Consider the following 12,505-nt stretch of genomic DNA (forward strand, 5'->3'; position numbering starts at 1 on the left):
CATGGCCGAGGCCCCCATCCTGATCGCCGGCGGCGGTATCGGCGGGCTGGCCGCCGCCTGCGGGCTCGCGCAGAAGGGGTTCCGCGTCACCGTGCTGGAAAAGGCGCGCCAGCTCGGCGAGATCGGCGCCGGCATTCAGCTCGGCCCCAACGCCTTTCACGCCTTCGACTACCTGGGCGTCGGCGACCGCGCGCGCGACATGGCGGTCTATGTGGACAGTCTGCGCCTGATGGACGCGCTGACGGCCGAAGAGATCTGCCACGTGCCGCTGGGGGAGGCGTTCCGCGCGCGTATGGGCAACCCTTACGCCGTGGTGCATCGGGGCGAGTTGCACCGCGTGTTCCTCGAGGCCTGCGAGGCGAGCCCGCTGGTGGAGCTCAGAACCTCCGCCGCGGTGGCCGGTTACGATCAGGACGGCGAGAGCGCCACCGCGATCCTCGAGTCGGGCGAGCGCGTGACCGGCGCCGCGCTGATCGGGGCCGACGGCCTGTGGTCTCCGGTGCGCGCGCAGCTCGTGGGCGACGGCGCGCCGCGCGTCTCCGGCCACACCACCTACCGCAGCGTGATCCCCGTGGACGCGATGCCGGAGGAGCTGCGCTGGAACGCGGCGACGCTCTGGGCCGGCCCGAAGTGCCATATCGTCCATTACCCGCTGTCAGGGTGGAAGACCTTCAACCTTGTCGTCACCTATCACAACGATGCGCCGGAGCCTGTCGCCGGCAAGCCGGTGAGTCACGACGAGGTGCGGCGCGGCTTCGAACACGTCGCGCCGATCGCGCGGCAGATCATCGACAAGGGGCAGGACTGGAAGCTCTGGGTGCTCTGCGACCGCGAGCCGGTCGAGCGCTGGGTGGAGGGGCGCGTGGCGCTGCTCGGCGATGCGGCGCACCCGATGCTGCAATACATGGCGCAGGGCGCCTGCATGGCGATGGAGGACGCCGTGGCGCTCGCGCATGAGGTCGAGGCGGCCGAGGGCGACATTCCGCGCGCGCTGCCGGCCTACAATGCGCGGCGCTATCTGCGCACGGCGCGGGTGCAGCTACAGTCGCGCGCGGTGGGAGAGCACATCTACCACCCCGCGGGCGCCCATGCCGCGCTGCGCAACGCCGTGATCCGGGCCAAGACGCCGCAGGACTGGTACGACACGATCGGCTGGCTCTACGGGTCGAACGGCCTCGGCGGGGCGATCTCGCTCGAGACGCTCCGTGACGCGGCCCGCTGACCGCTCGGAACGAGCTGGCCCATACCGCGGCGCGGCGGCGCGAATCGGCTGGAAAACACGCCGGGCAACCCCCATCATCGCGGCGGGCCAGCGCGATGGAGCGACGATGCACAGCCTCGGAATATGTCTATTGGTGCTCGTGTTCGCGGGCGCCGCCGCAGCGCAGGCCGGGGATCTCCGGGCCGATGACGACGGCCTGATCCACCGGATCGCCGACATCGAGGAGACGCTCGCCACGGATGCGCAGGCGACAGGGACACCGGGCGCTGGACTCGCCGATCCCAAGCTCGCCGCCGGGCTCGACGCGGTCATGGATTGGTCCGTGCAGCAGCCGTTCATCGATCGGATGAAGACGGCCCGCCCCTGGATCGGTCACACCGCGGACGAATGGGGCCGCTGGGACGCCGCAGCGCTCGAGGCGGGTGGTCATGTGAGCGCCGAGGGCTGGCCGCTCAGCCTTCCCGAGGGTGCGACGAAGCTCGAGTCTCTTGTCCTGACCGATCAGCCGGAGGAAGCCGAGGAACTCGCGGGCCGCTACATCCTGCGGTGGACGGGCGAGGGACACCTGGAAGTCGGCGGCCGCGCAAGGCTCGTTGCGCAGCGTCCCGGCGAGATCGTGTTCAACTACACGCCGGGGCCGGGCGCGGTGACGGTGGAGGTCAAATCGACCGATCCCGAGGGAACGGGCGACCATATCCGCGATATCTCGCTGGTCCGGGAGGACCATCTTGCCCTCCACGAGGCGGGTGCGCTGTTCAACCCGTCATGGCTCGCTCTGGTGCGTGATCTTCGGGCGGTTCGTTTCATGAACTGGATGGATACCAACGGGTCGACCCTCGTGCGGTGGGAGGACCGTCCGCGCCCCGAAGACATGACCTGGTCCGTTCAAAGGCACGGCGTGCCGGTGGAGGTCATGGTCGCTCTGGCGAACGAGATCGGCGCGGATCCGTGGTTCACGCTGCCGCATCTGGCGGACGACGACTTCGTGCGCCGCTTCGCAGAACATGTCCGCGACACGCTCGATCCGCGGCTCCGCGTCCATGCGGAGTATTCCAACGAACTCTGGAACCAAATCCTGCCCCAGGCGCAGTGGGCGCGCGCGCAGGCCGAAGCGCGATGGGGCGATGCGGCGGACGATGCCGGGTGGATGCAGTTCGCCGGCGGCCGCGCCGCGCAGGTTGCCGATATCTGGCGCGAGGTGTTCGGCCCCGAGGCGGACGCGCGGCTGCGCACGGTCGTGGGCGTCCAGACCGGCTGGCTCGGGCTGGAAAAGCCGTTGCTCGAGGCGCCTCTGTGGGTGGCGGAGGGCAATCCGCGCCCGGCCGAAAGCTTCGATCTTTACGCCGTGACCGGCTACTTCGGCTACGAGATGGGCACCGACGACTGGGCGCCCCGCATCAAGGACTGGCTGGAGCGCGAGGGCGCGGCCGAGACGACCGCGCGCGTGGCCGAGGCGCTGCGCGCGGGTTCGCTCGCCGCGCTCATCGAGGAGCGGCTGCCCTATCACGCCCGCGTCGCCGCCGACCACGGGATGGAGATGGTGATGTACGAGGGCGGCACCCATGTCGTGGGGATCGGCCCCTGGGTCGAGGACCGCGCGCTGACCGCGTTTTTCACGCAGTTCAACTACTCTCCCGAGATGGGCGCGCTCTACGAGCGGCTGCTCGCGGGCTGGCGCGAATCGGGCGGCACGCTCTTCAACGCCTTCGTCGAGGTCGGCGGGCCCTCGCGCTTCGGAAGCTGGGGCGCGCTGCGGCACCTGTGGGACGACAATCCCCGCTGGGATGCGCTGATGGCCTACAATGCTTCCGCGGCTCCCTGGGAGGAACGCGCGCCGGGCACCTTCCTGCACGGCGTCCTGCGTGAGGGAGGCCCCGGCGCCGACGAGCTGCGCGGGACGCCGGAAGAGGACACGCTGATCGGCGGGCCGGGCGACGATCGCCTCGACGGGCGCGGCGGGGCGGACCGCCTGCACGGCGGCCCCGGCACCGATCGCGCGGTGCTGCCGGGCAGCGCGGCCGCCTGGCTGTTTCGGACCGAGGGCGAGGCGGTCATCGCCGAAAGCGACAGTGCGCGCGTGCGGATGGTGGCGGTGGAAGAGGTCGTCTTCGCTGCGGACGATGATCTCGTCTTTCTCACCGCATCGCTGCGTCAGCCCCGGTGATCCGCCGGAACTCGTCGCGCAGCAGCTCCGCGCCGAGGGAGGCCCGGTAGCCCTGTTCGACCTTCGCCCGGCCCGCTGCGGCGAGCCGCTCCGCGAGCGCGGGATCTTCGGCCACCGCCCGGATCGCCGCGGCGAGCTCCTCCGGCGCCTGCGGGCTGACGAGCAACCCGTCGACGCCGTCTTCGATGAGCTCGGGTACGCCGCCGGCGTCGGTGCCGATCGTCGGTACGCCGCAGGCCATCGCCTCCATATAGGCCACGCCCAGCGGCTCGCTGAAGCTCGCGAGCGCGAAGACATGCGCCTCCAGCAGTTTCGCCTTGACCTGGTCCGCGTCGATCGCGCCCAGCAGGCGCGCATGCTCTTCCAGACCGAGCTCGGCGATCCGCGCTTCCAGTACCGCGCGAAAGCCTGTGCCGCCCATGTCGTCCTCGCCCGCGATCTCCAGGCGGGCGTCCATGCCGGCATCCCGCAGGATGCGGATCGCCTGCAACAGATGCTGGTGCCCCTTCACCAGGTTGAGCCGTGCGCAGGAGAAGACGCGCAGCGGTCCGCCGGGCACCGCCGGCGCGTAGGCAGCGTCGCGCCGGAGAACCTCGGTGTCCACGCCCATCGGCCGGACGAAGAGCCGCTCGGGCAGATCGCCGGCCAGGCGCTCGCCGATCTCGGTCAGAAGCCGGCGCGTGATGACGGTGCCGAAGGCCGCGCGCCGCCACTTGAATCGCTGGGCCGGGCCGTAATCTCGCAGGGGCCCGTGCAGCGTGAGGCTGTAGCTCGGTCCGCCGAGGCGCTGTGCAAAGGCCGCGATCAGGGCCGCGCGGCCGCAGGAATGGGCGTGAACATGGGCGATTCCCCGGGATCGCGCAGCCGAGACGAGCTGCCGCGACGCCGAGGCGACCAAGGCGATGTCCCGCGCCGCCGGCATCCCGTCGCGGCGCACCTCCGCCAGCAGCTCGCCCCACGGCAACTCGGGCAGGGCAGAGGCCGCGGCCCCGAGCCGCGGCGCACCCAGATAGGTCGTGCGCGCCATCGCGGCCTGCGACCACTCGTGCGCGATAAGGCCGGCCGCCGGCTTGCGGGTGCTGAGCAGCTCGACCGGCACGCCCATCGCTTCCAGCGCGCGGATCTCCCGCCAGAAGAAGATATGCGTCTGTCCGGGAAACTCGGGGATCAGTATGCCGAGCCGCGGCGGGTCCGCCATGATTTGCCCCTTTGTTTCCATCACACCGCCGAGATACTCTCTATAGTGTTCGAAGCATCCCCGCGCCACCGGCAGAGACAGACACGCCGCCGAGCCCAGGCAGACATTTCGTCATGACCCTGAACGGCACACCTTCAGCGCAGAATCCTGCCGCGCCGGCTGGCGCCGCCTGCGCCGCGACGCGCGCGCGCGGCCTGGCGGTCGTCGTGCCGGCCAGCAACGAAGAGACGACGATCGGCCGCTGCCTCACGGCCCTCGTCGATAGTGCCGTGCCGCGCGACCTGCCGGTGACCGTGGTCGTCGCCGCGAACGGCTGCACGGATGCCACGGTTGCCAAGGCGCAGGGCTTCGCGCCGCGCTTCGAGGCGCGAGGCTGGGGCTTTCGCGTGCTCGACCTGCCCGAGCCCGGGAAGATCGCCGCGCTGAACGCGGGAGACGCGGCGGCGCCGGGCGCGATGCGCGCCTATCTCGATGCCGACGTGAAGCTGAGCAGGCCGCTGCTCGGGCAGATCGTCACCGCGCTCGACCGCGACACGCCCGTGTTCGCCAGCGGATCTGTTCGCATCCCGCGCCCCTCGACGGCGGCCAGCCGGGCCTATCGGCGCTTCTACCTCGGCGTTCCCTTCATGACGCATGGCGTGCCCGGTTGCGGCTTCTTCGCGGTCAACGCGGCGGGACGGGCGCGCTGGGACCGTTTTCCGGACGTGATCGCCGACGACATCTTCGCGCGGCTGCAGTTCGCGCCCCACGAGCGTGTCGGCGTCCCGGCCGGATACGAATGGCCTCTGGTCGAGGGGTGGTCCAATCTGGTGCGGGTGCGGCGGCGGCAGGACGCGGGCGTGGCCGAGATCGCCCGCCGGTTTCCCGAGCTCATGGCCAACGAGGACAAGCCGCCCTTCCGCGCGGGTGACATCCTGCGGCGCGCGGCGGGTGACCCGCTTGCCTTTGCCGTCTATGGCGGGGTCGCGGCGGCGGTCCGTCTGACGGCTCGCCGCGCCCAGGGCTGGAGTCGCGGCCGGTGAGCCTTCCGGCCGGACGCTTCTTCGTGATCACCGCCGCCGGGGCCGTGCTTCTGCCGGGCGCGCTCGTCGGCGGCTTCGAGTTGGCCGGTCTGCCCGGCGCGCTGATCGCACAAGGCGTGGGCGCGCTTCTGGCCTATTCGGTGCTTGTCTGGCGCACACGCAGACAATCTGTTTGGGATCCCGCGGATGATGCCGGTTTGATGTCGTTCGGCGCGCTGTTCGCCGCGGGCGCCGTCTGGCTCGACTGGCCGGCGGTGGCAGCGCTGGCAGGGGTTGCAGTGACTTTCTATCCCACTGACAGTCGGCTGAAAATCGCGTAGAGTACCGCATGTTCGCAATGGCGGCGGCCTGCCAAGGCCTCGCCATAAAATTCGCCCATTTGAGTGTCAGGCACCCGACACGGGACAGAGTGAGTAGACAGGATGAGCCGGGACGATCCCGCCCCGTCGGGTGAGACCGATATTGCCATCGTCGGCATGGCCGCGCGACTGCCGGGTGCGGGCAGTCTCGGCGACTACTGGCAGATGCTGCGCGACGGGCGCCGCGCGATCCGGCGTCTGAGCGAGGACGAGCTGCGCGCCGCGGGCGAGGCGCCCGCACTGATCGCGCGGAAGGACTATGTGCCCCATGCCGCGCCGCTGGAGCGCTACGAATACTTCGATGCCGACTTCTTCGGGCTCTCGCCCAAGGAGGCGGCGATCATGGACCCGCAGCACCGCCAGTTCCTCGAGGTCGCCTGGGAGGCGCTGGAGGTGGCGGGGCATCCGCCCGAAGCTATCGAGGGGCCCGTCGGCGTCTTCGCCGGCTGCGGGATGGGCAGCTACTTCTACTTCAACGTCTGCTCGCACCCGGAACTCGTGCGCGACACAGGCATGTTCCTGCTGCGCCATACCGGCAACGACAAGGATTTCCTCTCCACGCGCCTCTCCCACATCCTCGACCTGCGCGGCCCGTCGCTGACGCTGCAGACGGCCTGTTCGACATCGCTTGTGGCCACGCATTACGCCGCGCAGGCGCTGCTCAACGGTGAATGCGACATGGCGCTGGCGGGCGGCGTGACGATCGAGCTGCCGCAGGGCCGTGGCTACCTCTACAAGGAGGGCGAGATCCTTTCGCCCGACGGGGAATGCCACGCCTTCGACCACCGGGCGAAGGGCACCGTCTTCGGCTCCGGCGCCGGCGTCGTCGTGCTGCGCCGGCTCGCGGACGCGCTGGCCGACGGCGACCACATCTGGGCGGTGATCAAGGGCAGCGCGGTCAACAACGACGGCTCCGACAAGGCGGGCTACCTCGCGCCCTCGGTGGGGGGGCAGGCCGAGGCCGTGGCCGACGCGCAGGCCATCGCGGGCATCACCGCCGACACAGTCGATTACGTCGAATGCCACGGCACCGGCACCTACCTGGGCGATCCCATCGAGGTGGCCGCGCTGACGCAGGCCTTCCGCGAGACGACGGACGCCACCGGCTACTGCCGCATCGGCTCGGTCAAGACGAACATCGGGCACCTGGACACGGCCGCCGGGGTGGCGAGCCTCATCAAGGCCTCGCTCGCGCTGCATCATCGGGAAATCCCGCCAAGCCTCGGCTACGAGGCCCCGAACCCGGCCATCGACTTCGACAACAGCCCCTTCCGGGTGAACGACCGGCTGACCCCCTTCGAAAGCGCGAAGGGGCCGCTGCGGGCGGGGGTCAACAGCCTCGGCGTGGGGGGCACCAACGCCCATGTCGTGCTCGAGGAAGCGCCGGCGCGCGCGGCGTCCGCACCCTCGGACTGGCCCTTCCAGCTTCTGACCGTCTCGGGGCATTCGAAGGCGGCGCTCGACGCCAACGCGGCGCGGCTGGCAGAGCACCTGCGCGCGCATCCCGAACAGGATCTGGCCGACGTCGCCTTCACCCTGAAAGAGGGCCGCCGCGCCTTCGAGCATCGCCGCGTCGTGGTGGCGGAAAGCCACGAGGAGGCGGCGGCGCTGCTGGAGTCCGGCGATCGGGCCCGGGTCTTCACCCATCGCGCGCTGCCCGGCACGCCGCAGCCCGTGTTCATGTTCCCTGGCGGGGGTGCGCAATACGTCGGCATGGCGCGCGACCTCTACGAGACCGAGCCGGTCTTTGCCGACTGGATCGACCGGGGCCGTGAGGTTCTGCAGCCGAAGCTCGACTACGACATCCGCGCGCTCTGGCTGGCCGAAGGGGCCGAGGCGGAGGCCGCCGCGCAGCGCCTGACCACGCCGTCGGTGCAGTTGCCACTCATCATGATCGTCGAGGTCGCGCTGGCCCGCCTCTTCGAAAGCTGGGGTGTCGCGCCCGCCGCGCTGATCGGCCATTCGATGGGCGAGAACGCGGCGGCCTGCGTGGCGGGCGTCATGCGCTTCGAGGACTGCATCGGGCTGGTGCACCTCCGCGGCCGGCTGATGGACGAGGCGGAGCGCGGCGGGATGCTGTCCGTCGCGCTGCCGGCGGACGAGCTGCGCGCGCGGCTCGGCCCCGATCTGGACCTTGCCGCGGAGAACGCACCGGGCCTCTCGGTCGCCTCCGGCCCGCAGGCCGCGCTCGACCGGCTTCAGGCAGAGCTTGCCGCGGAGGAGATCGAGGCGACGCGCATCGCCATCGACATCGCCGCGCATTCCCGCCTGCTCGACCCGGTGCTGGACCGCTTCCGCGACTACCTGCGCTCGATCCCCCTGTCGCCGCCGCAGATCCCTGTGGTTTCGAACCGCACGGGCACCTGGCTGACGGCCGAGCAGGCGACGGATCCCGACTACTGGGTCGCGCATCTGCGCGGCACGGTGCGCTTCGGCGCGGGGATGGAGACGCTGGCCCAGGAGCCCGCGCGCATCTTCCTCGAGATGGGGCCGGGCAAGGCGCTCTCGGCGCTCGCCAAGGCGCAGCCCGGCATCGAGGCGAACCGGGTGGTCAACGCCCTGCGCCACCCCGAAGAGGCGGTGCCGGACGACGTTCATTTCATCGGCACGCTGGGCCGGCTCTGGGCGCTGGGCGCGTCCTTCGACTGGGGCCAGATCTGGGGCGCGGCGCGGCGCAACCGCGTCGTGCTGCCCACCTACGCGTTTCAGCAGGCCCCCTATTTCATCGAGCGTGCGGCACCCGCCGCGGCAGCGGAAGAGACGCTGCCGATGCGGGTGGAGGGCGTCGAGAACTGGGGCTGGCGCCTAAGATGGAAGCCGGCCTATGCCGACTGCGCGCTCGACGTCGCGGCAGGCGAGACGGGGCCGCCCCGCACATGGCTGATCTTCGCCGACGAGGCGGGGCTCGCCGATCGCGTGACCGCGCGCCTGCGTGCTGGCGGACATACGGTGATGGAAGTGCGCCCCGGCGACGCCTTCGCGCAGCTGGGCGAGCATGCCTATACGCTCGCGCCCGAACAGGGCCGCGCGGGCTACGAGCAGCTGATCGGTGCGCTCTTGTCGCGCGGGCTCGCGCCGGAGCGGATCGCGCATTTCTGGCTTGTCACCGAGGGTGAGAGCTTCCGCCCCGGGTCGAGCTTCTTCCATCGCAACCAGGAACAGGGGTTCTGGTCCCTGTTCTTCCTCGGGCAGGCCCTTGCGGGCGAGACGCTGCCCGTGCCGCCGCATCTGACGGTCGTCACCTCGGGCGCGGCGCAGGTCCGGGACGAGCCGCTTGCGCACCCCGAAAAGGCGACTGTCGCCGGCCCCGCCCGCGTGATCCCGCGCGAGCTGCCGGGCGTCACCTGCGCGACGCTCGACATCGCCCTGCCGGAGGCACCGCGCCGGGGGCGGGCAGCTCTACGCGCCAATGGCGCGCGCGAGACCGCGATGGAGGCGCTGACGCTCCAGTTGCTGGAGGAACTCCTCGCCGAGCCGTCGGATCATGCCGCAGCGCTGCGGGAGGGGCGGCGCTTCGTGCAGACGCCGGTGCAGAGTCCGTTGCCCGAGGCCGCGGCACCGCAGGTCGCCGAAGGCGCCACGGTGCTGATCACCGGCGGCTTCGGCGGCATCGGCCTGACCGTGGCCGAGCGGCTGGCGCGTGAGCGGCGGTGCAAAATCGTGCTGGTCTCGCGCGGCGCGCTCCCGCCGCGCGAGGACTGGGCGGCCGAGCTCATGCGCCGCGCTCCCGCCGATCCTCTGGCCGCCCGTCTGCGGGCGGTGGAGCGCCTGGAGGCGGCAGGTGCTGAGGTGCTGGTCGTGCAGGCGGACGTGACCAACGCGGAGGAGATGCGCGCGGCGGTCGCCACGGCCACCGAGAGGTTCGGCCGCATCGCAGGCGTGATCCACGCCGCCGGCGTGGTGGACGATGCGCCGCTCATGGCCAAGACCCTGTCCTCGGTCGAGGACGTGCTGGCGCCCAAGCTGCACGGCACACAGGTGCTTGCTTCGCTCTTTCCCGACGGGGCGCTGGACTGGATGGTGCTCTTCTCCTCCACCTCGACCGTCACAGCGCCGGCGGGGCAGGTGGACTACGTCGCGGCCAACGAATACCTCAACGCCTTCGCGCGCAGCCGGCGCGGGGGAAAGACCCGCGTTCTGGCGCTGAACTGGGGCATCTGGGCCGAGGTGGGCATGGCCGCCGAGGCGGTGGCGCGGCGCACCGGCGATCTGCCCGAGCCGCCGGTGACGGAGATAGACGCGCCGCTGCTCGACGCGGCGAGCTTCGACGACGCGGGTCACCGCATCCTGACCGCACGGTGGCGGACCGCCGATCGCTGGGTTCTGGACGAGCACCGCACGCGCGACGGCCGCGCGCTGTTCCCCGGCACGGGCTACCCCGAACTCGCGGCCGAGGCGCTGAAGGCGCAGGGCGAGACCGGCGGCTTCGAGATCCGCGACCTGTGGTTCCTGCGCCCGCTGGCGCTCGCCGACCGGGCGGAGCGCGAGATCCGCGTGCGGCTCGCGCGCGCCGACGCGGGCTACGCGATGGAAGTGCAGGCGGCGGCCGAGCTCGACGGGCGCCGCGCGTGGGAGCGCAACGCCGAGGCGACGCTCGCGCTCTTGCCGATGGACACGCCCGGCCCGCTCGACATCGCCGCGCTCGAGGCGCGCTGCACCCGCGCCGTCACCGAGGCGCCCGAGGGGATGGCCGGCCCGCAGGCGGCGCATCTGGCCTTCGGACCGCGCTGGCAGGTGCTGACTCGCAGCGCCCTGGGCGCGGGCGAAGGCATCGCCCGCCTGCGCCTTCCCCCGGCGGCCGCGGGCGACCGGGGCTTCGCCTTGCATCCCGCGCTGCTCGACATCGCAACGGGCTGGGCGATGGAGCTTATCGTGGGCTACGACGGGCGCGAGCTCTGGGTGCCGATGAGCTACGCCCGCATGCGGGTGCATCGCCCCCTGCCTGTCGAGATCGTGAGCTGGGTCCGCAACGCGGACGACAACAGGGCCGACGGCGCTGTGGCGCGCTTCGACGTGACGCTCGCCGAGCCCGACGGCACGGTCTGCGTCGAGATCGAGGGCTTCCAGATCCGGCGCATGGATCAGGGTCTGGGCGAGCTCGCCCCGCCCGCAGCCCGCGAGGTCGAGTTCGACACGGCAAGCGAAGCCGACGCGCCGCTTTCGCCGGCCGAGGAGCGGCTGATCCACAATCTATCGCAGGGCATCACGCCCGACGAAGGGGCGGAGGCCTTCCTGCGTGCGCTGGGCTCGGACGGGGCGCAGGTGATCGTGAGCTCGCTGCCGCTCGATGCGCTGGCGGCGCAGGCGCGGCAGGGCGAGGCCGAGGGCGGGTCTGGCGCGCGTTTCGACCGACCGGAGCTCGAGGGCGACTACGTCGCGCCGGAAACCGCCACGGAGGAAGTGCTGGCGCAGTTCTGGAGCGATCTTCTGGGCGTCGCGCGGATCGGCGTCGAGGACAGTTTCTTCGATCTGGGGGGACACTCGCTCATCGCCGTGCGCCTCTTCGCGCAGATCCGCAAGCGGTTCGGCGTGGACCTGCCGATTTCGGTGCTGTTCGAGGCGCCGACGATCCGCGCCTGCGCCGCGCTCATCGACGCCGAGACAGGCGGCGGCGCCGAGGAGGGCGCGCAGGACACCGGGACGGGTCAGACCCCGGCCCTGCGCCGCTTCATTCATCTGGTGCCCATGCATGAGGGCGAGGGCGGGCCGCGCCGGCCCTTCTTCCTCGTCGCGGGCATGTTCGGCAACGTGCTCAACCTGCGCCATCTCGCGCATCTGATCGGCACCGACCGGCCGTTCTATGGCCTGCAGGCGCGCGGCCTCTACGGTGGCGCGGAGCCGCATCGCGATCTGGTGGAGGCCGCGCGCGACATGATCGCCGAGATTCGCCAGGTCCAGCCGCACGGTCCGTATCTTCTGGGCGGCTTCTCGGGTGGCGGGCTCACCGCCTACGAGATGGCGCGCCAGCTCACCGCGGCGGGCGAGGAGGTCGGCATCGTGGTGCTGCTCGACACCCCGTTGCCGGGCCGCCACGACCTTCCGCGACGCGATCGCCTGCTGATCCACTGGCAGGAACTGCGGCGGCAAGGCGCGGCCTATCCGCTGCGCTGGCTCGCCGGCAAGATCCGCTATCGTCGGCAAATGCGCGAGAAGGCCGCCGCCGAGCCGTCACCCGACCATGCCTTCCACAATGCCGAGATCGAGGCGGCCTTCTACGAGGCGCTGGCGCGCTACGAGGTCAGGCCGTGGGACGGGCGGCTCGTGCTGTTCCGCCCGGCGTTGCAGCCGCGCTGGATCGTTTCGGGCGGACGCATGGTGAGCGAAGAGCGCGCCTATCTCTACGAGGACAACGGCTGGCGCGCCTGGGTGCCGGGCGTGGAGGTGCACGAGGTGCCGGGCGACCACGACTCGATGGTGCTGGAACCCAACGCACGCGTCCTTGCGCAACGGATGCGGCAGGCGATCGAGGCGGCCGAGCGCGACCGCGCGGCAGGGACGCCACAGGCCCTTTCGACCGCGCGGCAGGCAGCGGAGTGAGCC

General features: G+C 71.4%; 6 protein-coding genes. 5 read left to right on the top strand and 1 reads right to left on the bottom strand.

What is annotated here, in order from left to right:
* Position 1 precedes the first annotated feature (1 nt).
* Positions 2 to 1,222 (top strand): 3-hydroxybenzoate 6-monooxygenase, encoded by a 1,221-nt coding sequence (locus DRV85_RS06715; protein WP_113288689.1) that lies wholly within the window; start codon positions 2 to 4, stop codon positions 1,220 to 1,222.
* Positions 1,223 to 1,355: 133 nt separating this feature from the next.
* Positions 1,356 to 3,386, top strand: a complete 2,031-nt coding sequence (locus DRV85_RS06720) for a calcium-binding protein (RefSeq protein WP_158540118.1) — start codon at positions 1,356 to 1,358, stop codon at positions 3,384 to 3,386.
* On the opposite strand, the gene epsE is transcribed toward DRV85_RS06720, so the two are convergent.
* Positions 3,358 to 4,584, bottom strand: coding sequence for an exopolysaccharide biosynthesis GT4 family glycosyltransferase EpsE (epsE, locus tag DRV85_RS06725; RefSeq protein WP_113288691.1), 1,227 nt, complete (start codon positions 4,582 to 4,584; stop codon positions 3,358 to 3,360). The genes DRV85_RS06720 and epsE overlap by 29 nt on opposite strands.
* 113 nt (positions 4,585 to 4,697) lie before the next feature.
* Between epsE and DRV85_RS06730 the strand changes: the two genes are divergently transcribed.
* From DRV85_RS06730 to DRV85_RS06740, 3 genes are all read left to right on the top strand, one after another.
* Positions 4,698 to 5,606, top strand: a complete 909-nt coding sequence (locus DRV85_RS06730) for a glycosyltransferase (protein ID WP_113288692.1) — start codon at positions 4,698 to 4,700, stop codon at positions 5,604 to 5,606.
* Entirely contained in the window at positions 5,603 to 5,926 is a 324-nt protein-coding gene (locus tag DRV85_RS06735; RefSeq protein WP_113288693.1) for a hypothetical protein, read from the top strand. The genes DRV85_RS06730 and DRV85_RS06735 overlap by 4 nt, the downstream gene beginning before the upstream one ends.
* Before the next feature lie 102 nt (positions 5,927 to 6,028).
* Positions 6,029 to 12,502 carry a type I polyketide synthase gene (locus DRV85_RS06740; protein ID WP_113288694.1) on the top strand — a complete coding sequence of 2,158 codons (6,474 nt, stop codon included), beginning with the start codon at positions 6,029 to 6,031 and terminating at the stop codon, positions 12,500 to 12,502.
* Positions 12,503 to 12,505 lie beyond the last annotated feature (3 nt).

This window comes from Rhodosalinus halophilus, assembly GCF_003298775.1.
In the GTDB taxonomy this organism is placed as follows: Bacteria; Pseudomonadota; Alphaproteobacteria; order Rhodobacterales; family Rhodobacteraceae; genus Rhodosalinus; species Rhodosalinus halophilus.